General features: G+C 73.3%; 22 protein-coding genes. 13 read left to right on the plus strand and 9 right to left on the minus strand.

Annotation, left to right across the window (positions count from 1 at the left end; translation table 11 throughout):
- Positions 1–22: 22 nt before the first annotated feature.
- Entirely contained in the window at positions 23–736 is a 714-nt protein-coding gene (locus tag IE217_RS29620) for a TetR/AcrR family transcriptional regulator (RefSeq protein WP_190181032.1), read from the plus strand.
- Between the two features lie 28 nt (positions 737–764).
- Here the strand turns inward: IE217_RS29620 and IE217_RS29625 are convergent, their stop codons facing one another.
- The 3 genes from IE217_RS29625 to hmgA are packed head-to-tail and all read right to left on the minus strand — an operon-like array spanning position 765 to position 4,051.
- Positions 765–1,934, minus strand: a complete 1,170-nt coding sequence (locus tag IE217_RS29625) for a type ISP restriction/modification enzyme (RefSeq protein WP_190181033.1) — start codon at positions 1,932–1,934, stop codon at positions 765–767.
- A 24-nt stretch (positions 1,935–1,958) separates the two neighbouring features.
- Positions 1,959–2,708 (minus strand): GntR family transcriptional regulator, encoded by a 750-nt coding sequence (locus IE217_RS29630; protein WP_190181034.1) that lies wholly within the window; start codon positions 2,706–2,708, stop codon positions 1,959–1,961.
- A 26-nt stretch (positions 2,709–2,734) separates the two neighbouring features.
- Positions 2,735–4,051 carry a homogentisate 1,2-dioxygenase gene (gene hmgA / locus IE217_RS29635; RefSeq protein WP_190181035.1) on the minus strand — a complete coding sequence of 439 codons (1,317 nt, stop codon included), beginning with the start codon at positions 4,049–4,051 and terminating at the stop codon, positions 2,735–2,737.
- Positions 4,052–4,201: 150 nt separating this feature from the next.
- On the opposite strand from hmgA, the gene IE217_RS29640 reads away from it, so the two are divergent.
- From IE217_RS29640 to IE217_RS29675, 8 genes are all read left to right on the plus strand, one after another.
- Positions 4,202–4,759, plus strand: a complete 558-nt coding sequence (locus tag IE217_RS29640; protein WP_190181036.1) for a hypothetical protein — start codon at positions 4,202–4,204, stop codon at positions 4,757–4,759.
- Positions 4,760–5,002: 243 nt separating this feature from the next.
- Positions 5,003–5,620: a TetR/AcrR family transcriptional regulator gene (locus tag IE217_RS29645; RefSeq protein WP_190181037.1), complete on the plus strand. Its 618-nt coding sequence runs from the start codon at positions 5,003–5,005 to the stop codon at positions 5,618–5,620.
- 180 nt (positions 5,621–5,800) lie between these two features.
- Positions 5,801–8,071, plus strand: coding sequence for a molybdopterin oxidoreductase family protein (locus IE217_RS29650; RefSeq protein ID WP_190181038.1), 2,271 nt, complete (start codon positions 5,801–5,803; stop codon positions 8,069–8,071).
- A gap of 151 nt (positions 8,072–8,222) precedes the next feature.
- Positions 8,223–8,933, plus strand: coding sequence for a hypothetical protein (locus tag IE217_RS29655; RefSeq protein WP_190181039.1), 711 nt, complete (start codon positions 8,223–8,225; stop codon positions 8,931–8,933).
- Complete coding sequence (locus tag IE217_RS29660; RefSeq protein ID WP_190181040.1) at positions 8,920–9,654, plus strand: class F sortase; 735 nt, start codon at positions 8,920–8,922, stop codon at positions 9,652–9,654. Before IE217_RS29655 ends, IE217_RS29660 begins: the two co-directional genes overlap by 14 nt.
- A gap of 204 nt (positions 9,655–9,858) precedes the next feature.
- Complete coding sequence (locus IE217_RS29665; protein ID WP_190181041.1) at positions 9,859–11,244, plus strand: ABC transporter ATP-binding protein; 1,386 nt, start codon at positions 9,859–9,861, stop codon at positions 11,242–11,244.
- Between the two features lie 144 nt (positions 11,245–11,388).
- Positions 11,389–12,777, plus strand: a complete 1,389-nt coding sequence (locus tag IE217_RS29670) for an aldehyde dehydrogenase family protein (RefSeq protein ID WP_190181042.1) — start codon at positions 11,389–11,391, stop codon at positions 12,775–12,777.
- Positions 12,778–12,836: 59 nt separating this feature from the next.
- A complete protein-coding gene (locus IE217_RS29675) occupies positions 12,837–13,922 on the plus strand; it encodes a Zn-dependent alcohol dehydrogenase (protein ID WP_190181043.1) in 1,086 nt (361 codons plus the stop codon).
- Positions 13,923–14,387: 465 nt separating this feature from the next.
- Here IE217_RS29675 and IE217_RS29680 read toward each other — a convergent pair whose 3' ends face one another.
- The 3 genes from IE217_RS29680 to IE217_RS29690 form a co-directional block, all read right to left on the minus strand.
- Positions 14,388–15,320 carry a DMT family transporter gene (locus IE217_RS29680; protein WP_373298162.1) on the minus strand — a complete coding sequence of 311 codons (933 nt, stop codon included), beginning with the start codon at positions 15,318–15,320 and terminating at the stop codon, positions 14,388–14,390.
- Between the two features lie 107 nt (positions 15,321–15,427).
- Positions 15,428–16,138, minus strand: a complete 711-nt coding sequence (locus tag IE217_RS29685) for an ArsR/SmtB family transcription factor (RefSeq protein ID WP_190181044.1) — start codon at positions 16,136–16,138, stop codon at positions 15,428–15,430.
- Between the two features lie 46 nt (positions 16,139–16,184).
- Positions 16,185–16,835: a TetR/AcrR family transcriptional regulator gene (locus tag IE217_RS29690; protein ID WP_190181045.1), complete on the minus strand. Its 651-nt coding sequence runs from the start codon at positions 16,833–16,835 to the stop codon at positions 16,185–16,187.
- 68 nt (positions 16,836–16,903) lie between these two features.
- Between IE217_RS29690 and IE217_RS29695 the strand changes: the two genes are divergently transcribed.
- The 3 genes from IE217_RS29695 (at position 16,904) to IE217_RS29705 (ending at position 19,148) form a co-directional block, all read left to right on the plus strand.
- A complete protein-coding gene (locus tag IE217_RS29695) occupies positions 16,904–18,055 on the plus strand; it encodes an acyl-CoA dehydrogenase family protein (protein ID WP_190181046.1) in 1,152 nt (383 codons plus the stop codon).
- 60 nt (positions 18,056–18,115) lie between these two features.
- On the plus strand, positions 18,116–18,403 hold the full coding sequence (locus IE217_RS29700; protein ID WP_190181047.1) for a YiaA/YiaB family inner membrane protein: 288 nt from the start codon (positions 18,116–18,118) through the stop codon (positions 18,401–18,403).
- Positions 18,404–18,500: 97 nt separating this feature from the next.
- Positions 18,501–19,148 carry a TetR/AcrR family transcriptional regulator gene (locus IE217_RS29705; RefSeq protein ID WP_190181048.1) on the plus strand — a complete coding sequence of 216 codons (648 nt, stop codon included), beginning with the start codon at positions 18,501–18,503 and terminating at the stop codon, positions 19,146–19,148.
- Here the strand turns inward: IE217_RS29705 and IE217_RS29710 are convergent.
- The 3 genes from IE217_RS29710 to IE217_RS29720 all read right to left on the minus strand — a co-directional run bounded on the left by IE217_RS29710 (position 19,139) and on the right by IE217_RS29720 (position 21,160).
- The gene (locus IE217_RS29710) at positions 19,139–19,600 is read right to left on the minus strand and encodes a MaoC family dehydratase (RefSeq protein ID WP_190181049.1); all 462 of its coding nucleotides are present in this window, start codon (positions 19,598–19,600) and stop codon (positions 19,139–19,141) included. The two genes, IE217_RS29705 and IE217_RS29710, sit on opposite strands and share 10 nt — an antisense overlap.
- A gap of 789 nt (positions 19,601–20,389) precedes the next feature.
- The gene (locus IE217_RS29715; protein WP_190181050.1) at positions 20,390–20,992 is read right to left on the minus strand and encodes a hypothetical protein; all 603 of its coding nucleotides are present in this window, start codon (positions 20,990–20,992) and stop codon (positions 20,390–20,392) included.
- Positions 20,993–21,007: 15 nt separating this feature from the next.
- Positions 21,008–21,160 carry a hypothetical protein gene (locus IE217_RS29720; protein ID WP_190181051.1) on the minus strand — a complete coding sequence of 51 codons (153 nt, stop codon included), beginning with the start codon at positions 21,158–21,160 and terminating at the stop codon, positions 21,008–21,010.
- 91 nt (positions 21,161–21,251) lie between these two features.
- Between IE217_RS29720 and IE217_RS29725 the strand changes: the two genes are divergently transcribed.
- Positions 21,252–24,053, plus strand: coding sequence for a penicillin acylase family protein (locus IE217_RS29725; RefSeq protein ID WP_190181052.1), 2,802 nt, complete (start codon positions 21,252–21,254; stop codon positions 24,051–24,053).
- The last annotated feature ends 11 nt before the right edge of the window (positions 24,054–24,064 follow it).

Genomic DNA, 24,064 nt, shown 5'->3' on the forward strand with positions numbered 1-24,064 from the left:
ATGGTGGGCGAGGTGATGACCGATGGTGGGCCGAGGGGACGAACCCGAGGTGATCTGGGCCCGTCCCGAACGCACGGGCCGGGGGCCGAAACCGGCGTACCGGCGCGGCGACATCGCGGCGGCCGCCGTGCGCCTCGCCGACGCCGGGGGTCTGGACGCCGTGTCCATGCGGCACGTCGCCGCCGAGCTCGGCTGCGGCACCATGTCGCTCTACAACTACGTCCCCCGCAAGGAGGACCTGTACGAGCTGATGGTGGACGCCGTCAGTGGCGAGCACGAGCTGTGGGAGCCGACCGGCGACTGGCGGGCCGACATGCTCCGCGTGGGCCACCAGACCCGGGCCCTCATGCGCAGGCACCCCTGGCTGCCCCGCCTGATGTCGGGGATCTACGGCTTCAGCCCCAACGCCCTGCGCTACCTCGAGCACTGCCTGGCCTGTCTGGACCCGCTGGAGGTCTCCCGCGGCACCAAGATGGAACTCGTCGCCATGCTCAACGCCGTGGTGACGATGTACGTGGCCAACGAACTGGCCGTCGCCGAGCGCACCCGCTCCCTGCCCTGGTCGGAGGAGCGGGAGACCGCCGTCCGGATCGCCTACCTGGGCTCGCAGGTCGCCACCGGCGCCTACCCGCGCCTCGCCGCGACCTTCGCGGAGGGCGCCGGCCCGGTCGACCTGGAGGCCGTCTTCGAGCGGGCCCTCGGACGGGTGCTGGACGCCTTCACGCCACGCGGCTGACCCGGCCGCCGGCCCGCCTCCCGGCCCGTCAGAGCAGGGCGAACTGGCCCTCCGGGCCCTCCTCGTGGTGGTCCAGGACGGAGGCGGGGCGGCGGGACGCCGCCGGCGCCGGGAGGACGCCCGCCGAGCGCAGCACGGCCGGGGCGATCCGGTCCGGGAACGTCAACGCGTCCCGGCGGGGCCGCAGTTCGGCGAGGAGGGCCAGGACCGTGATCAGCTCGAGGAGTTCCGAGGTCCACGCCTGGGGCCAGGTGGCCGGGCGGATCGCCGTCAGGGTGCCCGGCTCGCCCTCCGCGGCCCGGGCCGCGAACCACTGCTCCAGCACCCGTACGCCGTCCGCCTCGAAGTCCCAGGCCTCGGGCGGCACCGGTGCGACGCGGCCCTCGTCGAGGTGCAGGGTCTCCTCGTCCCGGTCGTAGCGCAGGGTCAGCGGCCGGGCCGGCAGGGGCGCGCGCACATAGGGGCGGCGGCCGCCGGGGAGCTTCGGGCGGTCACCGTCCCGGCGCATCAGCCACAGCATGCGACGGCCCAGCTCCACGCCCCGCGCCCACGCCCGCGCGTCGGACGTCAGCGGGACGGCCGGTCCGTCCGGCCCCGGCCGCGCCGAGGCCAGCGCCCAGGCCAGGACCTCGGCGGGCGCGGGAGCGTGCCCGAGGCGGGCGGCGAGGAACTCCGTCAGCCCCGGCGCCAGATTCGGCTCCTGGCCGCCCGGGCGGCGGTACAGGGGGTGGACGCGGCCCGGGCGCAGCAGGGGCAGCAGGGACGTGGCCAGGAGGGCGGGAGCCGCCGTACCGGCGGGTGTCTCCAGCACGAAGACCTGATGGGCGTCCGCCACCCGCCACAGCTCGGGCCGCGCCGCGTCGATCAGCCGCTGGTCGGGGATCAGCCACTGCTCGTCGAACGGCGCCGCGAGCACCCGTACCGGCTCCGGGCACGGGCCCGAGGCGCGGATCAGCTTCTCCGTGCCGCCCCGCCGTCCCGGCAGCTGGCCGACCGCCGTGTACGGCGTCCGTGAGCGCGTCGGCCCGAACAGCGCCTCCCTGTCGGGCCCCTCGGCCTTCAGCAGCGCCTCCCAACGGGCCTTCAGGCAGCTCGCGTCGGGCGCCGCCGGCCACGCCCGGCCGAGCCGTGGCGGCGCGACGGACCACGGCATGAGGTCGCCCAGCGGCACAGCGTCGTCGTGCGTCACGCCGGGCATCGTACGACCTGCCACGACGGCCGGTCAGGTGGCGTCGAGCGTGACCGTGAACGAGAAGCGGTCGCCGCGGTAGTGGATGACCGCCACGTCCAGCGGCCTCCCCGCCGTGTCGTAGGTGATGCCCGTGTAGTGCAGGATCGGGCTGAGCAGCGGCACTTGGAGCAGCCGCGCGGTCTCCGGGTCGGCCAGCCGCGCCTCGACGGTGTCCGTGATCCGGCTGATGCCGGCGCCCACCACGTCCCGCAGCACCTTGGTCATCGGCCAGCGCACCAGGTCCTCGGGGGCTATCCGGTGGGCCAGTTCCGGACGGACGTAGTTGCGGGCGTGGTTGGTCGGCTCGCCGGTCTTCTCGTCGCTGCGCAGCCGGTGGTAGGCCCCCACCTCCTCCAGACCGGGGAAGTGGTCGGCGAGTTCGGCGGGCACGGGCGCGGTGCCGTGGTCCAGCAACTCGGTCGTCATGCCGGACTGCTGGGCCACGATGGCGTCCACCGAGCCCAGCAGCCGCACGGGGGCGCCCCGCCGGACTCCGGGCTCGATGAACGTGCCGCGCCGCCGGTGACGGGAGATCAGCCCCTCGTCCTCCAGTTCCTTCAGCGCCTGTCGCATGGTGAGCACGCTCACCCCGTAGTGCCCGGCCAGTTGCTCCTCGGTGGGCAGCCGGAGCGGGTCCCGCGGGGAGCGGCCGAGGATCGAGGCGCGCAGCGACTGCGACACCTGGTACCACAGCGGCAGCTTGCGGTTCAGGACGATCGAATCCGGGGCGAAGGAGGTCACGGGCCATCCGTACCGGTAGCGAACGATCAGTGCAAGGGGCGGAAGTGGCGCTCGAGGCCCTGCCAGACGTCGTCGTAGCCCTGCTGGAGGTGCTCGGCGCGGGCCGCCTGCGGGGTGAGCGTCAACGGCCAGCGCGTCTCGAACATGAACGCCAGCCCGTCGTCGACCTTCTGCGGCCGCAGTTCCGCCGCGCTCGCCCGCTCGAACGTCTCCCGGTCCGGGCCGTGCGCCGACATCATGTTGTGCAGCGAGCCGCCGCCCGGGACGAAGCCCTCCGCCTTCGCGTCGTAGGCGCCCTCGATCAGGCCCATGTACTCGCTCATCACGTTCCGGTGGAAGTACGGCGGCCGGAAGGTGTCCTCGCCCACCAGCCAGCGCGGCGCGAACACGACGAAGTCCACGCCGGCCAGCCCGGGGGTGTCGCTCGGCGAGGTCAGCACCGTGAAGATCGACGGGTCCGGGTGGTCGTAGGAGATCGTGCCGATCACGTTGAAGCGGCGCAGGTCGTAGACGTACGGGACGTGGTTGCCGTGCCAGGCGACGACGTCGAGGGGGGAGTGGTCGTAGGTGGCCGTCCACAGGTTGCCGCAGAACTTGTTCACCACCTCCACCGGGCCCTCGGTGTCCACGTAGGCGGCGACCGGCGCCATGAAGTCACGGGCGTTGGCGAGGCCGTTGGCGCCGATGGGGCCGAGGTCGGGCAGCTGGAAGGGGGCGCCGTAGTTCTCGCAGACGTAACCCCTGGCCGAGTCGTCCAGCAGTTCCAGCCGGAAGCGCACCCCGCGCGGGACCAGCGCCACGTGGCCGGGCTCCGCGTGCAGCAGGCCGAACTCCGTGCGCAGCAGCAGCCCGCCGCGCTCGGGGACGATCAGCAGCTCGCCGTCCGCGTCGCTGAAGACGCGCTCCATCGAGGAATTGGCGTGATACAGGTGCACGGCCATGCCGGTGCGCTGGGTGGCGTCGCCGTTGCCGCCGAGGGTCCACAGGCCGGCCAGGAAGTCCGTGCCGGGCCCGGGCTCGGGCAGCGGGTTCCAGCGCAGGCGGTTGGGGTCGGGCACCGTCTGGTTGAACGGCGCGGTGCGCAACTGGCCGTTGCCGCCGCGGGTGAACGCCGGGTGGGCGGCCGAGGGGCGGATACGGTACAGCCACGAGCGGCGGTTGTTCGCCCTCGGCTCGGTGAACGCCGAACCGCTCAGCTGCTCCGCGTACAGCCCGAGGGGGGCGCGCTGCGGGGAGTTGCGGCCCTCGGGCAGCGCGCCCGGAACCGCCTCGGAGCTGTGCTCGTTGCCGAAACCGGAGAGGTAGGCCAGTTTCTCGGCGGTCTTGCGTGCGTCCCCGCTCATGATCGCTCCCTTGCAACCTGATTCCTATGGGACACCGTAGGATTGCGTTTTCCCGCGCGCAAGAGGTACTTCGGTCCTCCTTCCGGGGTAGCAGCCGGAACCAGACCCCAGGGGGATGAGGCGCGCGCTCCGCCGTTCTACGCTCCCGGCATGTCGTCGTGGACGCGCGCACCCCTCGCGGCGCTCGCCGTCTGTCTCCTGCTGCTCGCCGGTGCGGCGGGCTGCGGCTCGGGCGGGGCGCGGGGGCACGGGAAGGGCGGTTCGGCCACGCCGGTGGGCAAGCTCCTGGACCACACCGACGAGGCGGGGCGGCGCTACCGCGAGGTGGGCAGGAAGAGCGCACCCGAGGTCGGCGTCGAGGTCCAGCCGGACGCCGGCGGCAGCTGGGACGTACGGCTGACCGTGCGCCGCTTCCGCTTCTCGCCGGCCGGCACGGCGGCCCGGGCGGTGGCCGGGCGCGGGCTCGCCCACCTGCTGGTGGACGGCCGCCTCGTCTGCCGCCTGCGCACCCCCGAGTACCACCTCGCCGCCCGTCTGGTCCCCCGCGGCACCCACCACATCACGGCCCGCCTGTACGCGGACGACGGGACGGTGTGGGCGGTGGAGGGCAGGCCCGTGCAGAGCACGGCCGACATCACCGCCTCCGAGCCCGGTCCGGACCCGACCGGATCGGCCGGGCACGCGGCGAGCGGAAGGCCGGGGGCGTGATGGGCGGGCGGCTGGGGTGTGCCCGGCGGGAGGGGGTGGGCAGGCGGTGGGCGGTCACCGGGCAAGGCGAGGGTGGCCGCCGGGCGTGGCGGTCCGGGCCCATGACCAGGCCATTGCCCGCTCTTGGGGGAGGGATGGCAGGAGCGTGAACGGGACATGACCGGGTTCCGCCCCGCCCGGTGGTCCTGATCCCGCCCCCGTGAACCAGGGGCGAGCTTCACCCGGTCGCCGGGGGACGGCATCATGAGGGCCGTGCCCCATGCGACCCCGCTCCGTCGCGCGCCCGTGCAGAGGCGCAGCGCCGAACGGCTGACCAGGATCCTCGACGCCTGCGCCGACCTCCTCGACGAGGTCGGCTACGACGCCCTGAGCACGCGCGCCGTCGCCGTACGGGCCGGTGTGCCCATCGGCTCCGTCTACCGCTTCTTCGGCAACAAGCGAGCGATGGTCGACGCGCTGGCCCAGCGCAACCTGGAGCGGTACACGGAGCGGGTCGGGGAGCGGCTGCGGAAGTCGGGGGATACGTGCTGGCGCGCGGCGATGGACGCGGTGCTGGACGAGTACCTGGCGATGAAGCGGACCGCGCCCGGCTTCTCCCTGGTCGACTTCGGCAACCAGATCCCGATCGGCGCCGGGCAGGCACAGCCCAACCGCCGGGTCGCCGACCGCCTCACCGACCTGCTCTCGGTCCATCTGCGCCGCGAGCCCGACGACGACCTGCGCCGCACCTTCCTGATCGCCGTCGAGACCGCCGACGCCCTCGTCCAACTCGCCTTCCGCGTGGACCCGGAGGGCGACGAGAAGATCATCACCGAGATACGCGAACTGCTGCGCGCCTACCTGGGCCGAGTGCTCGACTGACGGCCACTAGGCCGACGCGCGGGGCGCGGCCGGCGCACACCGCGCCGGCGCGCCGCTCGGCGCGCCGCTCCGGCCGGCCGGTCACGGTTTCCCCATCGGTGCGCGCCGGGGGGTCCCCTGCGTGCATACCGGTCGGTATGCTCTGCGGACGCCGTTGTCGCGCATACCCCGGGAGGCCCCGTGTCCCGCACCGCCCTGCGAATCTGCCCGTTGTGCGAGGCCACCTGCGGGCTGACGCTCACCGTCGACGGAACCCGCGTCACCGGCGCGCGCGGTGACCGCGACGACGTGTTCAGCAAGGGGTTCATCTGCCCGAAGGGCGCCTCCTTCGGCGCCGTGGACGGCGATCCCGACCGGCTGCGCACCCCCCTGGTCCGCCGGGACGGCGAACTGCGCGAGGCCACCTGGGAGGAGGCGTTCGACGCGGTCGCCGCCGGGATACGGCCGGTCGTCGAGCGGTACGGACCGCACTCCGTCGGCGTCGTCCTCGGCAACCCCAACGTGCACACCATGGCCGGCGCCCTCTACCCGCCCGTCCTGCTCGCCGCCCTCGGCACGCGCAGCCTGTTCACCGCCTCCACTCTCGACCAGATGCCCAAGCACGTCTCCAGCGGACTGCTCTACGGTGACGCCAACGCCATCCCCGTGCCCGATCTGGACCGCACCGACCACCTGCTCCTGATCGGCGCCAACCCCCTGGAGTCCAACGGCAGTCTGTGCACCGCCCCCGACTTCCCCGGCAAGCTCAAGGCGCTCAGGGCCCGCGGCGGCACCCTCACGGTCGTCGACCCGCGCCGCACCCGCACCGCACGTCTGGCCGACCGGCACATAGCCGTCCGGCCCGGCTCCGACGCCCTGCTCCTCGCGGCCATGGCCCACGTGCTCCTGGAGGAGGGCCTCGCCGACCTGAAGGACCTCGCGCCGCACGTCGAGGGGCTGCCCGAACTCCGGGAGGCGGTACGCGACTTCGCCCCCGAGGCCGTGGCGCGGGCCTGCGACGTGGACGCGGCGCTGATCCGCACCCTCGCCCGCGAACTCGCCGCCGCCCCCACCGCCGCCGTCTACGGCCGCATCGGCAGCTGCACCGTCCCGCACGGCACCCTGGCCAGCTGGCTGGTGGACGTCCTCAACATCCTCACCGGCAACCTCGACCGGCCCGGCGGCGCGCTCTTCCCGCAGGCCGCCACCGACCGGACGCCGCGCCCGGCCGGCCCCGGCCGCGGGTTCGCGCTCGGCCGCTGGCGCTCCCGGGTCGCCGGCCACCCCGAGGCCAAGGGCGAGCTGCCGATCTCCGCGCTCGCCGAGGAGATCGACACCGCCACCGACGAGGGGGAGCCGATCCGCGCCCTGGTCTGCGTGGCCGCCAACCCCGTGCTGTCCGCCCCCGACGGCGACCGGCTCGACAAGGCCCTCGGCTCCCTGGACTTCATGGTGAGCGTCGACCCGTACCTCAACGAGACCTCGCGCCACGCCCACGTGGTACTGCCCCCGCCCCCGCCCGCGCAGAGCCCGCACCACGACTTCGCGTTCAACACCCTCGCCGTGCGCAACCAGGTCCGCTACACCCGCCCGGCCGTCCCCCTCGAGCCCGGCCGGATGGCCGAGACCGAGATCCTGGCCCGGCTGATCCTCGCCGCCACCGATTGGGGTCTCCCCTGCTCGAGCGAAGCCGAGAGCTTGGGGAAGCACGGCGCCGACCCGGCGGCGGTGGACGCCATGGTGATCGAGCAGAGCCTCGGCAAGGCGGCCGCGGACCCGCACTCGCCCGTGCACGGCCGGGATCCGCGCGACCTCGCCGCACGACTCACCGGCGCCGACGGCCCCGAGCGGCGCCTCGACATGATGCTGCGCCTCGGCCCGTACGGCGACGGCTTCGGCGCCCGCCCGGACGGGCTGAGCCTGGAGAAGCTGCTCGCCCACCCGCACGGCATCGACCTCGGACCGCTGCGGCCCCGCCTGCCCCAGCCGCTGCGGACCCGCTCCGGCAGGATCGAGCTGCTGCCCGCGCCGATCGCCGGCGACCTGCCCCGCCTGCGCGAGGCCCTGCACGCAAGCCCGGCCGCGCTGGTCCTCGTCGGCCGCCGCCACCTGCGCTCCAACAACAGCTGGATGCACAACGTGCCCGCCCTCACCGGCGGTTCCAACCGCTGCACCGTGCACATCCACCCCGACGACGCCGGCCGCCTCGGCATCGCCGACGGCGCCCCGGTGCGCGTCAAGGGCGCCGGCGGCGAGGTGACGGCGCCGGCCGAGGTCACCGACGGCATACGCCCCGGAGTGGTGAGCCTCCCGCACGGCTGGGGCCACGACCGCCCCGGCACCCGGCTGGCGCACGCCGCCACGGACCCCGGCGTCAACGTCAACCAGCTCCTCGACGGCAGCCTGCTCGACCCGCTCTCGGGCAACGCGGTCCTCAACGGCGTACCCGTCGAGCTGACCCCCGCGGGCTGAGACGCGAGCTCCGGCCCGGCCGCGGCTGGGCCGGACGGGGGACTTCGGGCGGCGTGTCGGCCTGCTTGCCGCTCCGCTCGGGGGCGGACGTGAAAGAGAGTCAGGTGAAAGAGCGATTTGTATGAAAATCGTCTGACTCTGAGGAGCGCGCATGCCCACCCTGACACTCCCACGCATCCTCGGCTCCCGCGTCGGTGCCGCCGCCGCTCTCACGGCCCTGACGGCGGTGGGTGCCACGTGGATGGCGGCACCCGCCATGGCCGCCCCCGGTGACGACGGCGACATCAAGATCCACCGCGTGGGCGTGCCCTTCGGCGTCCCGAAGGACGACCCGGCGGTCTGCCGGTTCTATCTCGACGGCGTCAACTTCGACAGCCTCACCCGCCTCACGTACATGATCCAGGCCAACCCTCCGCTGCCCAGCACGGCCACCGTGACCGGCACCCTCGTCCTCACCGGCGGCGCCGGGCACAGCGATCCGATCAGCCTGACCGACGGGCAGTACACGCTCATGTGGACCGTGCCCACCGGCACCCCCAAGGTGAAGATCTTCCGCGTCAACTGCCGCGAGGAGAACGAGCGCCACGACGGCGCCCAGGGGCCCGGCCACCAGATCGAGGACCAGGGCCGCGGCAACGATGACCCTGGGCGCGGCCACGAGGACCAGCGCGGGGGACCGGCCTCCGGCAAGGACGACCGTGAGGGCCCGCCCAGGGGCGGCGTCCACGCGGGCGGCGGCGGTCTGGCCCGCACGGCCGACGCCTTCTCGCCGCTGACGGGCGCCGCGGCCGTCGGCCTCGTGGTGGTCAGCGGGGTCGTGTACTTCCGGCTGATCCGCCGGCGCCCCCATGGCGCCGCGTAGGCGCCGACGCAGGCCCTGGCACCGGACCCGCGCCTACCGACTCGCCAGGACGGCCGTGCTCGCGGTCGTCCTGGTCACGGCGGGGGTCCGGTGCGGGGCACACCTCGAGCCCGCGGCACCGGCCCGAGCCGCGGGCCCGGGCGCCTCGGTTCCGGCCTCCCGCTCACCGGGCTCCTCCGGCCGCACCGGCCCGAGCGCGCGGGAGGACGAGCGGTCCGCCCCGCCCACCGGTACGGCACCGTCCCCGCCCCCGCCCGCCCCCCTGCCCAGGTCCCGCGCCGTCTCCCTGCGCATCCCCTCCCTCGGCGTCGACGCCCCCGTCATCGGCGTCGGCCTCGACAAGGACCGCCGGCTGGAGACGCCCCCGGTCGACAAGCCGAAGCTCGTCGGCTGGTACACGGGCGGCCCCACGCCCGGCGAGGCCGGCACCGCGGTCGCGGTCGGGCACCGCGACACCACCACCGGCGCCGCCGTCTTCGCCGCGCTCGGCCAGGTCGGACCCGGCCGCCACATCGAGATCCGGCGCGCGGACGGCCGTACCGCCGTCTACACCGTGGACAAGGTGCGGGTCTTCGACAAGAGCCGCTTCCCCGACAAGGAGGTGTACGGCCCGGTCCGCCGGCCCGAACTCCGCGTCATCACCTGCGGCGGCCTCTACACCCGCAGGGCCGGCTACTCCAGCAACGTGGTCGTCTTCGCCCACCTGACCTCGGCGACCTGAGCCCGCCCCCGCGGCCCCGGCCTCTGAACGGGACCGTCCGCTTTCTCACCTGGTGGACTCGTCCGCCCGATCACGACCGTTGTCTTCCCCCGGGCGCGCACATTCCGTTAACTTCCGTGACTCACACGCCCCGTACGACCCGCACGAGGCGTCCGACGCGGAGCGCCAGCGCTCCGGGTGAGTGAGCCCCGGGGGGCACCCCTCATGACACGCGCCATCTCTCTGCACGACGTGAGCAAGACCTACACCAAGGGCGTCCGGGTGGTGGACCGGCTCTCCCTCGACATCGCGCCCGGCGAGTTCCTGGTACTGCTCGGGCCCTCCGGCTGCGGCAAGTCCACGGTGCTCAGGATGATCGCCGGACTGGAGGAGATCACCGAGGGACAGCTGCTCCTCGACGGCGAGTACGGCAACGACCTGCCGCCCTCCGGGCGCGACATGGCGATGGTCTTCCAGAACTTCGCGCTCTACCCCAACATGACCAGCCGCGACAACATCGGCTTCCCGCTGCGCATCGAGTCGCCCGGGGCCGACCCGCGCCACCGCGTGAACGCCACCGCCCGCATGCTCGGCATCGAGGACCTCCTCGAACGCTTCCCCAGCCAGCTCTCCGGCGGCGAACGCCAGCGCGTCGCCATGGGCCGGGCCATCGCCCGCCACCCCTCCGCCTTCCTGATGGACGAGCCGCTGTCCAACCTCGACGCCAAGCTCCGCAACCACCTGCGCGCCGAGATCGCCAAGCTGACCCGGGAGCTGGGCGTCACCACGGTCTACGTCACCCACGACCAGGCCGAGGCGATGTCGCTGGGCGACCGGGTCGCGGTCCTGCGCGGCGGGGTGCTCCAGCAGGTCGGCACCCCGCGCGCCGTCTACGCGCTGCCGCGCAACGTCTTCGTCGCCGCCTTCATCGGCACCCCGCGCATCAACCTCCTGCGCGGCCTGGTGCGGGCCCCGCTGGACGGCGCCATGACCATCAGCCTCGGCAAGCAGTTCCTGCGACTGCCCGAACCGCTGTCCCTGGACCACCAGTTGCTGCGCGTCCAGCAGGGCCGCGAGGTGATCGTGGGCCTGCGCTCGGAGGCCGTGCGCATCTCCCCCAGGTTCTCGGCCTCGCGCGAACAGGGGGGACTCGCATCGCCCTCGTGGGCGCGGCCCGGCGAGGTGGAGATCACCGGGCTGGTGGAGCACATGGAGTTCCAGGGGCACGAGGTCCTCGTGCACTTCGACACCGGGTCGCGCCCCGCCGTCGTACCGGACCTGGAGGCCGCGCGCCCGTCCCGCCGTCCGGTGCGGCGGCGCCGGCGCGAGGGCACCGTCCTGGAACGCCTGCGCGAGAAGGCGGGCACCCTGCGCGCGGGTCCCGTGGTGGTGATGGACCACCCCGCGGACACCGGCCCGGACCCGGACACGGCCCTGTCCCCGGACGGGCGCCTGCCCGGCGACCTGGTCGTGCGCACCACTCCCGACATCCGGCTCCGGTACGGCATGCAGGTGCCGCTCCTGGTCGACCTCGCCCACCTCTTCGTCTTCGACCAGCACGGCGAGCGCATCTGCCCGGCCCCGGACCATCTGCCCGACCTGGAGGAGTGACCCCGGACACCCCGCCGGACGCGTCTGGCGCCGGAAAACTATCGGCGCTAGTTTATGGGGTCAGTCGGTAGGTTGTGACGCGCACCGGCACGGCCGTGCGAGCGAGCCGGGCGCCACGACGTACGCCCGCCCCGGAGGAGCACCATGAAGGCACACGACGGCATGTACATCGACGGCGCCTGGCGCCCCGCCGCCGGCCGGGACGCCATCGAGGTGGTGAACCCGGCCGACGAGCAGGTCATCGCCACCGTCCCCGCGGGCACCGCCGAGGACGTCGACGCGGCCGTGCGCGCCGCCCGCGCCGCCTTCCCCGCCTGGGCGGCCACCCCGCCCGCCGAGCGCGCCGCCCGCCTCGCGGCCCTGCGGGACGTCCTCGTCGCTCGCAAGGACGAGATCGCCGAGACCGTCACCGCCGAGCTCGGCTCGCCGCTGCCGTTCTCCCAGGCGGTCCACGCGGGCGTTCCGATCGCGGTCGCCGGCTCCTACGCCGACCTGGCCGCGACGTACGCCTTCGAGGAGAAGGTCGGCAACTCCACCGTGTTCCACGAGCCGGTCGGCGTGGTCGGCGCGATCACCCCCTGGAACTACCCGCTGCACCAGATCGTCGCCAAGGCGGCCCCCGCGCTGGCCGCCGGCTGCACGATCGTGCTCAAGCCCGCCGAGGACACCCCGCTCACCGCCCAGCTGTTCGCCGAGGCGGTCGACGAGGCGGGGATCCCGGCCGGGGTGTTCAACCTGGTCACCGGGCTCGGCCCGGTCGCCGGGCAGGCCCTCGCCGAACACCCCGGCGTCGACCTCGTCTCCTTCACCGGCTCCACCGCCGTGGGCAGGCGCATCGGCGCCACCGCGGGCGCCGCCGTCAAGAAGGTCGCCCTGGAGCTGGGCGGCAAGTCCGCCAACGTCATCCTGCCGAGCGCCGACCTCGCCAAGGCGGTGAACGTCGGCGTCGCCAACGTCATGTCCAACTCCGGCCAGACGTGCAGCGCGTGGACCCGCATGCTGGTCCACCGCGACCAGTACGACGAGGCGGTGGAGCTGGCCGCCGCGGCCGCCGCGAAGTACGGCGACCGCATCGGCCCGGTGGTCAACGCCAAGCAGCGCTCGCGCGTGCTCGGTTACATCGAGAAGGGCGTCGCCGAGGGCGCCCGCATCGTCGCGGGCGGCCCCGAATCCCCGTACGAGCGCGGCTACTTCGTCAGCCCCACCGTCCTCGCCGACGTCACCCCCGGCATGACCGTCGCCCAGGAGGAGATCTTCGGCCCGGTCCTGTCCGTCCTGCGCTACGACGACGAGGACGACGCCCTGCGCATCGCCAACGGCACGGTGTACGGCCTGGCCGGCGCGGTCTGGGCTGGCGACGAGGCCGAGGCGGTCGCCTTCGCCCGGCGGATGGAGACCGGCCAGGTCGACATCAACGGCGGCCGGTTCAACCCCCTTGCCCCGTTCGGCGGTTACAAGCAGTCCGGCGTCGGCCGCGAGCTCGGCGCGCACGGGCTGGCCGAGTACCTCCAGACCAAGTCGCTTCAGTTCTGACCCCTTCCAGTTCCAGGCCAGTCCTTTCAAGTCCCAGCCGACCCAGGAGCCACGCCACCATGGCCGTACGTGCCGCCGTCCTGCCCGCCATCGGCGCCCCGCTGGAGATCACGGAGATCGAGCTGCCCGAGCCCGGCCCCGGCCAGGTCCGCGTGCGCCTGGCCGCCGCCGGGGTCTGCCACTCCGACCTGTCGCTGGCCAACGGCACCATGCGCGTGCCGGTCCCGGCCGTCCTGGGCCACGAGGGCGCGGGCACCGTCCTCGCCGTCGGCGAAGGGGTCGCCCACGTCTCGCCCGGCGACCGAGTGGTCCTCAACTGGGCGCCCTCCTGCGGCGAGTGCCACGCCTGCTCGCTCGGCGAGGTGTGGCTGTGCGCCAACGCGCTGAACGGCGCCGCCGGCGTCCACGCCACCCGCGCCGCCGACGGCGCCGAGCTGCACCCCGGCCTCAACGTCGCCGCCTTCGCCGAGGAGACGGTGGTCGCCGCCCCCTGCGTGCTCCCGCTGCCCGACGGCGTGCCGCTCGCCGACGCCGCCCTGCTGGGCTGCGCCGTCCTCACCGGATACGGCGCCGTCCACCACTCGGCGCGGGTGCGCGAGGGCGAGAGCGTCGCGGTGTTCGGCGTCGGCGGGGTGGGCCTGGCCACCCTCCAGGCCGCCCGGATCGCGGGCGCGGCGAAGATCGTCGCCGTCGACGTGACCCCGGAGAAGGAGGAACTCGCGCGGCGCGCGGGCGCCACCGACTACGTCGTCGCCTCCGCGAACACCCCCCGCGAGATCCGCGCCCTCACCGGCGGGCAGGGCGTCGACGTCTCCGTGGAGTGCGCGGGCCGTGCGGTCAGCATCCGCGCCGCCTGGGAGTCCACCCGGCGCGGTGGCCGCACCACGGTCGTCGGCATCGGCGGCAAGGACGAGCAGGTCACCTTCAACGCCCTGGAGATCTTCCACTGGGGCCGCACCCTGTCCGGCTGCGTCTACGGCAACTGCGACCCCGCCGAGGACCTGCCCCTCCTCGCCGCCCACGTCCGCGCCGGAAGCCTGGACCTCACCGCCCTGGTGACCGAACGCATCACCCTGGACGGCATCCCGTCCGCCTTCGAAAACATGCAGGCGAGCAAGGGCGCCCGCGCCCTGGTCACCTTCTGACCCCCACGCGGCCCCCCACCTCACGGCACCGGCCCGGGACGGGCGCTCCCGCTTTGCGGCTTCCGCCCGGGGCGGGGGCTCGCCTTACGGCGCCGGCTCGGGGCCCTAGCTTCTGCCTCACGGCACCGGTTGGGGGCGGGTGCCTTTGCCTCACGGCACCGGTTCGGGGCGGGACGCCCCCATACGGCACGCGCTTCGGCGGCGGGCGCGTCCGCATGACGGCGTCCCGGGGTGGGCGGCCCCGCCTTGCGGCTTGCGCTCGGCGCGGGGCGCACTGCTTACGGCGCCGGTTCGGGGCGGGTGCGCCTGCCCTGGCTTCGCTCGGGCCGTGACGTCCGCCTCTCGGTATGCGGCCGGGACGGAGCGCCTGCCTGCGGCTTCCGCTCGGCGCGGGCGGCCCGTACGGCAGCCGCGCCGGGTGGGGGCGGCTGCCGTACGGGTCGTGGTCGGCGGCTTGCCGCCGTTCTACGGCACTCGTTCGGGGCGCGGCCGGTTCTCCGCCGTGGGCCGGTCGTGACGTCGTCGGTGAGGCCGGGATCTCGATACCGCCACGCCCGCCAGGCACAGCACCCCGCCGCCCAGCGTCAGTCGGCCCGGCACCTCGCCGAGCGCCAGCCATGACATCAGGACCACCAGCGCGGGCACCGCGTACGTCGTCGCGCCCATCCGGCTCGCGGTCGTCCGGGCCAGGGCGTAGGCCCAGGTGGTGAACGCCAGCGCGGTCGGGAAGACGCCCAGGTAGACCATGTTCAGTGTGGCCGGCAGCGGCGCGCGGGCCGCCTCGTGGACCAGTTGCCCGGCGAACGGCAGGCAGGCCGCCGCGCCCACCAGACAGCCGTACGTCGTCACCTGGAGCGCGCTCGCCCGGCCCAGCGCCGGCTTCTGCGCCACGACACCGCAGGCGTAGGCGAGGGCCGCGAGCAGGCACAGCACCACTCCGACCAGCGACGACCCGCCCCCGCCGGACATCGAGAGCCCGACGGTCACCGCGCCCGCGAAGGACACGCCCATGCCCGCCAGCAGCCTCGGCGGCATCGGATCGCCGAGCAGCCGCGCCGAGAGCAGCGCGATCAGCAGCGGGCCCACGTTGACCACGAGGGCGGCGGTCCCGGCGTCCACCCGCTGCTCGCCCCAGTTCAGCGCGACCATGTAGAAGCCGAACCACAGCACCCCCGACAGCGCGATCCCGCGCCACGCCGTCCGCGGCGGCAGGCCCTCCCGCCGTACGAGACAGATGGCGACGAGAGTCACCGCCCCGGCCAGCAGCCGTCCCAGCGCCAGCGCACCGGGTGAGTACACGTCGCCCGCACTGCGGATCGACACGAAGGCCGAGGCCCAGAGCACCACGGTGACGGCGGCCGCACCGGCGGCCAGGCGACCGGGGGTGAACTTCATCATGTCTCCAGAGGTCAGCAGGTCAGCAGGTCAGCAGGTCAGTAGGTCAGGCGGCTCGACGGCACGCGAGCTCGCGGTTCCCGGACGGGGAGGCCGGGCGGGTACCCGGCTCAGCGCAGGGCCGTAGTGGCGATGCCCAGCAGGTCGGACAGCGCGCGCTCGCCCGCCGGTGTCACCTTCACGGCCCGCTCGGTGCCGACGCGCACGCACCAGCCCGCGTCCAGCGCGTGCCGGCACAGCGCGGCGCCCGCGACGCCCGCGAGATGGGGCCGGCGCTCGGTCCAGTCGAGGCAGGCGCGGGCCAGCGGGCGCCGGCCGCGTCGGTCAAGCCCGATGCCCACCGCGCCGAACCACCCCACCCCGGCGTCCGTGAGCGCGAACCCGGTGTCCTGCCGCAGCAGTCCGCGCGCGGTCAGCGCGTCGGTCACCGCGATCCCGAGCCGCCCGGCGAGATGGTCGTAGCAGGTGCGTCCCCGCGCCATCGCCGATCCGGCGCTCGCCTCCCGCAGACCGCGCGGCGGCCGGACCGCCCCTGGCGCGACCTGCGCGGCGAGGTCCTCCACGAGCTGGGCCACCCGCGCGTCGGCCAGCCGCACGTACCGGTGCCGCCCCTGCCGTTCCTCGACGAGCAGCCCGCCCGCGACCAGCTTGCCCAGGTGCTCGCTCAGCGTGGACGCGGCGACGCCCGCGTGCCGGGCCAGTTCACCGGCCGTCCACGCCCGCCCGTCGAGCAGCGCCAGCAGACAGGCGGCCCGCGTCTCGTCGGCGATGAGAGCGGCGAGGGCGGCGAGTCCGGGCGCCTGGGGGTTCTTGGCGGTCATGCGACCAGCATGCGGCACGCACGCTTCGGCGCCCGCCGAAGTGTCCTTACGCCTGCTGCCCGGCCCGCTCGTACTGCCGCGCCAGCCCGTCGAGCAGCGCCGTCAGACCCGCCTCGAAGGCCCGCTCGTCGATCTTCTCCTGCTGCTCGGCCAGCAGGTGCGCCTGCCCGAGGTGCGGATAGTCGGCCGGGTCGTAGGCGCTGGCGTCGTCCACGAAACCGCCGGCGAAGGAGCCGAGCGCGGAGCCCATGATGAAGTACCGCATCAGCGCGCCGATGGAGGTCGCCTGGGCCGGCGGCCAGCCCGCCTCGACCATCGCGCCGTAGACCGCGTCGGCCAGCCGCAGCGCGGCGGGGCGGCGGCCGGGGCCACGGGCGAGCACCGGCACGATGTTCGGGTGGTCGCGCAACGCGGCCCGGTAGGAGACCGCCCAGTCGTGCAGCGCGGTCCGCCAGTCCCGGCCGTCCTCGAACATCGACAGGTCGACCTGCGCGCTCACCGAGTCCGCGACCGCCTCCAGGATCTCGTCCTTGGTGCGGAAGTGGTTGTAGAGCGACGGGCCGCTCACCCCCAGTTCGGCGGCGAGGCGGCGGGTGGAGACGGCCGCCAGGCCCTCCGCGTCCACGAGGTCCCGCGCCGTGACGACGATGCGGTCGGTGCTCAGCAGGGGCTTGCGCGGTCGGGCCATGGCGCACATAGTAGGGCTGCGGCATTAAACTAGCAGTGCTAATTTAAAGGTTCAGCGTTCAACAGGGGTGATCCGTCATGAATCTCGAACTCAGCGAGGAGCAGGCCGCGGTCCGCCGGCTCGCCCGGGACTTCGTCGAGCGCGAGATCGCCCCGAACGTCGTCGCCTGGGACCGCGCCGAAGAGGTCGACCGGTCCCTCGTGAAGAAGCTCGGCGAGGTCGGCTTCCTCGGCCTGACCGTCGACGAGGAGTACGGCGGCTCGGGCGGCGACCACCTCGCGTACTGCCTGGTCACCGAGGAGCTGGGCCGCGGCGACTCCTCCGTGCGCGGCATCGTCTCCGTCTCGCTCGGCCTGGTCGCCAAGACCATCGCCGCCTGGGGCGACGAGGAGCAGAAGAGGCGCTGGCTGCCCGGCCTGACCTCCGGCGAGTACGTCGGCTGCTTCGGCCTCACCGAGCCCGGCACCGGCTCCGACGCCGGCAACCTCGCCACCCGGGCCGTGCGCGACGGCGACGACTACGTCATCAACGGCACGAAGATGTTCATCACCAACGGCACCTGGGCCGACGTCGTCCTGCTCTTCGCCCGCTCCACCGACGCGCCCGGACACAAGGGCGTCTCCGCCTTCCTCGTCCCCACCGACACGCCCGGCCTGACCCGCAGGACCATCCACGGCAAGCTGGGCCTGCGCGGCCAGGCGACCGCCGAGCTGGTCCTGGAGGACGTGCGCGTGCCGGCCTCGGCGATGCTGGCCCCGGAGGGCAAGGGCTTCTCGGTGGCCATGTCCGCGCTGGCCAAGGGGCGGATGTCGGTGGCCGCAGGCTGCGTCGGCATAGCCCAGGCCGCCCTGGACGCGGCGGTGCGCTACGCGGGGGAGCGCGAGCAGTTCGGGAAGACCATCGCCCACCACCAGCTCGTACAGGAGCTGATCAGCGACATCGCCGTCGACGTGGACGCCGCCCGGCTGCTGACCTGGCGGGTCGCCGACCTCGTCGACCGGGGGCAGCCCTTCGCCGTGGAGTCCTCCAAGGCCAAGCTGTTCGCCTCCGAGGCCGCCGTGCGCGCCGCCAACAACGCCCTCCAGGTCTTCGGCGGCTACGGCTACATCGACGAGTACCCGGCGGGCAAGCTGCTGCGCGACGCGCGCGTGATGACCCTGTACGAGGGCACCAGCCAGATCCAGAAGCTGGTGATCGGCCGCGCGCTGACCGGGGTCTCGGCTTTCTGAGTACGTCCCTGAGTATTCCGGCGGATGTGGCGGGGGCCACGTCCTCCGATGATCGGTGCCATGAGTGACACACCGGTCAAGCAGCAGAACACGGCCGCCTTCTACGGCCAGGCCGTCGCCTCCTTCGCCATCGCCATGGTGGCCACCGCGATCGGCATCTTCCGGCTGAGCGCCGACGCCTGGGTGCGGTCCTTCCTGGCGATCGCCGTCCTCTACCTCGTCACCTCGGCCTTCACCCTCGCCAAGGTCGTACGGGACCGCCAGGAGGCCGGGCAGATCGTCAGCCGGGTCGACCAGGCCCGGCTGGAGAAGCTGCTCGCCGAGCACGACCCCTTCGAGAAGCTGTGAGAAAGTGACGCGATCGCCCCGCTGCCGGGCGATCGCGCTAAGCGCTCGCTCACCCATCCCGGTATGGTGTTACTCCTGCCAGTGAATGAGGTGAGCGATGAGTATGGCGGAGGAGACGGCCGGCACCGAGGCGTCGCCGTGGGGTGAGGTCACGCCCGACGCGGCCCGGCGGCTGCTGCTCGCCGCGGTGGAGGCGTTCGCGGAGCGCGGCTACCACGCCACGACGACCCGTGACATCGCGGGCCGCGCCGGCATGAGCCCGGCCGCGCTCTACATCCACTACAAGACCAAGGAAGAGCTGCTCCACCGCATCAGCCGGATCGGCCACGAGAAGGCGCTCGACATCCTGCGCACGGCGGCCCGCGCCGAGGGCAGCCCCGCCGAGCGGCTCGCCGAGGCCGTCAGCTCCTTCGTCCGCTGGCACGCCGGCGGACGCACCACCGCGCGGGTCGTGCAGTACGAACTCGACTCGCTCGGCCCCGAGGCGCGCGCCGAGATCCTGGCGCTGCGCCGGCAGGTCGACGCCGAGGTGCGCGGCATCATCGAGGAGGGCGTGGCATCGGGGGAGTTCGACGTCCCCGACGTGCAGGGCACCACGCTCGCCGTGCTGTCCCTGTGCATCGACGTGGCCCGCTGGTTCAACGTCGACGGCCCCCGCACCCCCGAGGAGGTCGGCGCGCTGTACGCCGATCTCGTCCTGCGGATGGTGGGCGCGGGGGAGCCGTCCGGGACCGCTCAGAGGTAGTAGCGGGCCACCGACTCGGCCACGCACACCGGCTTGTCGCCGCCCTCGCGCTCCACGGTGAACGCCGTGGCGACCTGCACGCCGCCCGGCACCTCGTCCACGGCCGAGATCGTCGCGGTGGCGCGCAGCCGCGAGCCGACCGGCACGGGCGCCGGGAAACGGACCTTGTTGGTGCCGTAGTTGACGCCCATCTTCACGCCCTCGACGCTGATCAGCTGCGGTCCGAACAGGGGGAGCAGCGAGAGGGTCAGATAGCCGTGGGCGATCGTCGTGCCGAAGGGACCGGAGGCGGCCTTCTCCGGGTCGACGTGGATCCACTGCTGGTCGCCGGTCGCCTCCGCGAACAGGTCGATCCGCTTCTGGTCGATCTCCAGCCAGTCGGTGTACCCCAGCTGCTCGCCCACCGCCGCCTTCAGCTCGTCGGCGGACGCGAAGATCCTCGGCTCTGCCATGTCCCCGGCCTCTCCCATCGCAAGTCAACATCCCTAAGCAACTGCTTAGCATGGTCTCCGGGACGGCCTCTGTCAACGGGACACGACCCGATGGCGGCACGCCCTCGCCGCCGCGTGAGCCCGGTTCGCCCTGCCCGCGTCCGGCGCCGGCGTGTCCGCGCGGCGCGGCCGTCGGCAACTCGGCGTCGGCCGGGGCGCGTTGGCCGTCGGGGGGGGGGTGGAGGGTGTCCGCCAGGCCGATGCGGGCGGTGAGTCCCAGGCTTTCCGCCAGGCGCGGGACAGGCCAGGCGGTGGCGTCCTCACTGTGGGGCGGGAGCGGGCGGCCGTGGGCGTCGCCGAGCGCCGACAGGCTGCGTACGCGGACCGCTCGGCCGTATCCGGTCAGGCGCCCGTCACCCCGTATCCGGTCAGGCGTCCGTCACCTTCGCCGCCACCCGCCGCCCCCTCGCCCCCAGCGGCGAGGCCGCGAACCGGGCCGCACCGTCCGTGCCGGAGCGGACTGCCGACGGGCGTCGCCGCGACCACGCGCGGGAACAGGCTCTCCCGGTCGCACGGCGTCCTCGGACGGACGTGGACCAAAGTGGCCCCGGCCGTGACGGCCCCGGCGGCGAACTTTGCGAGGGCCGCGGGCGTCAGCGGCACCACCGCGCCGTCGGTGGCCCGCCGGGACCCGTGCGGGCACGCCCGCACCACCGTAAAGCCCCCGTTCGATCGTGAAGCCCCCCGTTGTCGATCGTGAAGCCCCCGTTGAGAGGGGTGCGGCATCCCCCAGCGCACCCCTCGCCGTTCTCAGGCGGACACCAGCAGTCGCCCCCGCCTGGCGTACGCCAGGGCCTCGGGGGTGAGGACGGGACGCGGCACCAGGATCCCGCAGTCCGCGCAGACCGGACCGGACGAGGGCTCGTGGTCCAGGTCGTACCGCCAGACCAGGCGCTCCCCGGCGCACACCGGGCAGGACGCGCCCGGGTCGCGCTCCAGCGCCGCGATCAGCCGGCGCAGCACCTCCGCCAGCGGCTCGCCGGGGTGCACGCGCGGGTCGTCGCACCAGGCGACCCCGAATCCGCCCCAGGTCAGCCGGTGCCAGTCGTCCACGCTGCCGGGCCTGCGCAGCCCGTCGTGCTTCTCCTTCCTGCGGCGCCTGGCGAACTCGACCTCGTAGTCGAGCCACACCGAACGCGCCTCCTCGAGCTCCTCCAGCGCGGCCACGAGCCGCACCGGATCGGGGGACCTGTCCTCCGGGCCGAACCCGGCCCGTGAGCACAGATGGTCCCAGGTGGCCCTGTGCCCGTAAGGGGCGAAGCGCTCAAGGCACTTGCGCAACGAGTAACGCCGCAGCGCCAGATCGCACCGCGGGTCGCGCACCTGTCTCGCCAGACTCCGGAAACCGGCCATCGCCCTGCACCTCCGTCACACCTGCACCTGTACTCCGGTCACTTCGGTCACTTCGGCGTCGTCGTGCGGAGTCGTCGTAACGACGTCGCCGAGTAGACGTATCGACATGCGATCCGGCTCCATCCGTTTTCCGATGGCCCCCATAACGCCTCCCTTGCCGACCTCCACGAGGCAACTCCAAAAAGTGACGCATGTTCATCTTCCAACTCGGGGATACCGGCGGTAACGTCCCGCACCACCACCGTCGGGAGGAGCTGCCATGCCACGGCGCACCCCACAGTTCGCGCTCGACAGACTGAGAACTCCCCGCAGATTCCACGGGTTCCTGAAGACGGCATCCGTATGCGTCCTCATTGCCGGTCTTTTGTCGCCCTTTTCCCAGGCGATGGCCGCCGAGGCCGCCCCTGTGAACGCGGCCGCGGCCGCCAACGACTACTGTGGCGGCCAGTGTTCGGACATCCTGCCGCCCGGCGAGAACGGCAACGCCACCCTTGCCCAGATCCTCCTCAACCAGGCCTTCGGCACCCAGCCCGGCCATGCCGAGGACCAGCTCGGACCGTACGCCGGACTCCCCACCGGCTACTCCTCGCTGACCGACGCGAAGATCAACGACTTTTTCAACGACGCCTCCTTCGGGGTCCCCTCCGACCAGGTCGCGTCCACCGAGAAGCCCGCCGGCCGCGGCGACGTCACGATCGTCCGCGACAAGAAGAGCGGTGTGCCGCACATCACCGGCACCACCCGCTACGGCACCGAGTTCGGCGCCGGGTACGCGGCCGCCGAGGACCGGCTGTGGCTCATGGACGTCTTCCGGCACGTGGGCCGCGGGCAGTTGACCGCCTTCGCCGGCGGCGCGGCCTCCAACCAGGGCCTGGAGCAGGAGTTCTGGCGCAACGCGCCCTACACCGAGGCCGACCTCCAGGGGCAGATCGACAACGCGGTGGCCAAGGCGGGCCCGCGCGGTCGGCAGGCCCTCGCGGACGTCAACGCCTACCTCGCCGGCGTCAACGCCTACATCGACGCCTCCGACTCCGGCCGCTACTTCCCCGGCGAGTACGTCCTGACCGGCCACAAGGACGCCATCACCAACGCCGGCACCATCGAGCACTTCAAGGTCACCGACCTGGTCGCGCTGGCCTCCGTGATCGGCTCGCTGTTCGGCTCCGGCGGGGGCGGCGAGGTCAACAACGCGCTCTCCCTGCTGGCCGCGCAGGCCAAGTACGGCGTGCAGGAAGGCACCAAGGTCTGGGAGTCCTTCCGTGAGCGCAACGACCCCGAGGCCGTCCTCACCGTCCACGACGGCCGCAGCTTCCCCTACGCCACGAAGCCGGACAGCGCCCAGGGGGAGGCCCTGCCCGACGCCGGCTCGGTGACCCAGGAACCCCTGGTCTACGACCGCACCGGCAGCGCGGCGACCTCCGCGGCCAAGGGCGCCTCCACGACCGCCGCGAAGACCTCCCTGTCCTCGGCCAGGCGCGGGATGTCCAACGCCCTGGTGGTCGGCGGCAAGTCCACCGCGAGCGGCCACCCGGTCGCCGTCTTCGGCCCGCAGACCGGCTACTTCGCCCCCCAGCTCCTCATGCTCCAGGAGATCCAGGGCCCGGGCATCAGCGCCCGCGGCGCCTCCTTCGCCGGCCTGAGCATGTACGTCGAGCTCGGCCGCGGCCAGGACTACTCCTGGAGCGCCACGACCTCCGGCCAGGACATCATCGACACCTACGCCGTCGAGCTGTGCCAGGACGACTACCACTACCTGTACCACGGCGCCTGCACGGCGATGGACAAGGTCGAACAGACCAACTCCTGGAAGCCCACCGTCGCCGACGGCACCGCGGCCGGCTCCTACACGATGCGCGTGTGGCGCACCAAGTACGGCCCCGTCGAGTACCGCGCCACCGTCGGCGGCAAGAAGGTCGCCTACACCACCCTGCGCTCGTCGTTCCTGCACGAGGCCGACTCGATCATCGGCTTCCAGATGCTCAACGACCCGGACTACGTGAAGGGCCCGCAGGACTTCCAGCAGGCCACCCAGCACATCAACTTCACGTTCAACTGGTTCTACGCCGACTCCTCGCACGTCGCGTACTACAACAGCGGCGACAACCCGGTGCGCGCGAGCGGTGTCGACGCCGAGTTCCCGGTGTGGGCGCGGCAGGGCTACGAGTGGCGGAACTGGGACCCGGCGACCAACACCGCCGACTACACCCCGGCTTCGGCCCACCCCAACTCCGTCGACCAGGACTACTACGTCTCCTGGAACAACAAGCAGGCCCTGGACTACGCGACCGCGTCCTGGGGCGACGGCTCCGTGCACCGCGGGAACCTGCTGGAGGACCGGGTGAAGAAGCTGGTCGCGGCCGGCGGGGTCACCCGCGCCTCCCTGACGCGGGCCATGGCGGACGCGGCCCTCGCCGACCTCAGGGCGGAGGACGTGCTGCCCGAGCTGCTGAAGGTGATCGACAGTTCGGCGGTCACCGACTCCACGGCGGCGGCCGCGGTGAGCAAGCTCCAGGCCTGGGTCACCGCGGGCGCCAAGCGCACCGAGACCTCGGCGGGCTCGAAGGCGTACGCGAACGCGGACGCCATCCGCATCCTGGACGCCTGGTGGCCGTTGCTGGTGAAGGCCGAGTTCGAACCGGGCCTCGGCAGCGACCTCTACGCCGCGATCACGAACAATCTGCCCATTGACGAGTCGCCGTCCGCCGGGCACGGCCCGACCGGCTCCCACGCGGGCAGCGCCTTCCAGTACGGCTGGTGGAGCTATGTCGACAAGGACATCCGCACGGTGCTCGGTGAACAGGTGAGCGGCCCGCTGGCGCAGAAGTACTGCGGCGGCGGCAGCCTGAGCGCCTGCCGGGACGTCCTGATCAGCACCCTGAAGCAGGCGGCGGGCATGACCGCGGCCCAGGTCTACCCCGGCGACGACCAGTGCTCGGCGGGCGACCAGTGGTGCGCCGACTCGATCGTGCAGCGCGCCCTCGGCGGCATCAAGCACGGGAAGATCAGCTGGCAGAACCGGCCGACCTTCCAGCAGGTGGTCGAGTACACCAGCCACCGCTAGAGCACCAGAGC

The sequence above is a fragment of the Streptomyces naganishii JCM 4654 genome (assembly GCF_014650575.1).
Taxonomy (GTDB): Bacteria; Actinomycetota; Actinomycetes; order Streptomycetales; family Streptomycetaceae; genus Streptomyces; species Streptomyces naganishii.

Excerpts from the sequence above, each read along its gene's own strand:
- IE217_RS29620 (WP_190181032.1), top strand. The coding sequence starts at position 23 with ATGGTGGGCCGAGGGGACGAACCCGAGGTGATCTGGGCCCGTCCCGAA.
- IE217_RS29625 (WP_190181033.1), bottom strand. The coding sequence starts at position 1,934 with ATGCCCGGCGTGACGCACGACGACGCTGTGCCGCTGGGCGACCTCATG.
- hmgA (WP_190181035.1), bottom strand. The coding sequence starts at position 4,051 with ATGAGCGGGGACGCACGCAAGACCGCCGAGAAACTGGCCTACCTCTCC.
- IE217_RS29640 (WP_190181036.1), top strand. The coding sequence starts at position 4,202 with ATGTCGTCGTGGACGCGCGCACCCCTCGCGGCGCTCGCCGTCTGTCTC.
- IE217_RS29645 (WP_190181037.1), top strand. The coding sequence starts at position 5,003 with ATGAGGGCCGTGCCCCATGCGACCCCGCTCCGTCGCGCGCCCGTGCAG.
- IE217_RS29655 (WP_190181039.1), top strand. The coding sequence starts at position 8,223 with ATGCCCACCCTGACACTCCCACGCATCCTCGGCTCCCGCGTCGGTGCC.
- IE217_RS29660 (WP_190181040.1), top strand. The coding sequence starts at position 8,920 with ATGGCGCCGCGTAGGCGCCGACGCAGGCCCTGGCACCGGACCCGCGCC.
- IE217_RS29665 (WP_190181041.1), top strand. The coding sequence starts at position 9,859 with ATGACACGCGCCATCTCTCTGCACGACGTGAGCAAGACCTACACCAAG.
- IE217_RS29670 (WP_190181042.1), top strand. The coding sequence starts at position 11,389 with ATGAAGGCACACGACGGCATGTACATCGACGGCGCCTGGCGCCCCGCC.
- IE217_RS29675 (WP_190181043.1), top strand. The coding sequence starts at position 12,837 with ATGGCCGTACGTGCCGCCGTCCTGCCCGCCATCGGCGCCCCGCTGGAG.
- IE217_RS29680 (WP_373298162.1), bottom strand. The coding sequence starts at position 15,320 with ATGATGAAGTTCACCCCCGGTCGCCTGGCCGCCGGTGCGGCCGCCGTC.
- IE217_RS29685 (WP_190181044.1), bottom strand. The coding sequence starts at position 16,138 with ATGACCGCCAAGAACCCCCAGGCGCCCGGACTCGCCGCCCTCGCCGCT.
- IE217_RS29690 (WP_190181045.1), bottom strand. The coding sequence starts at position 16,835 with ATGTGCGCCATGGCCCGACCGCGCAAGCCCCTGCTGAGCACCGACCGC.
- IE217_RS29695 (WP_190181046.1), top strand. The coding sequence starts at position 16,904 with ATGAATCTCGAACTCAGCGAGGAGCAGGCCGCGGTCCGCCGGCTCGCC.
- IE217_RS29700 (WP_190181047.1), top strand. The coding sequence starts at position 18,116 with ATGAGTGACACACCGGTCAAGCAGCAGAACACGGCCGCCTTCTACGGC.
- IE217_RS29705 (WP_190181048.1), top strand. The coding sequence starts at position 18,501 with ATGAGTATGGCGGAGGAGACGGCCGGCACCGAGGCGTCGCCGTGGGGT.
- IE217_RS29710 (WP_190181049.1), bottom strand. The coding sequence starts at position 19,600 with ATGGCAGAGCCGAGGATCTTCGCGTCCGCCGACGAGCTGAAGGCGGCG.
- IE217_RS29715 (WP_190181050.1), bottom strand. The coding sequence starts at position 20,992 with ATGGCCGGTTTCCGGAGTCTGGCGAGACAGGTGCGCGACCCGCGGTGC.
- IE217_RS29725 (WP_190181052.1), top strand. The coding sequence starts at position 21,252 with ATGCCACGGCGCACCCCACAGTTCGCGCTCGACAGACTGAGAACTCCC.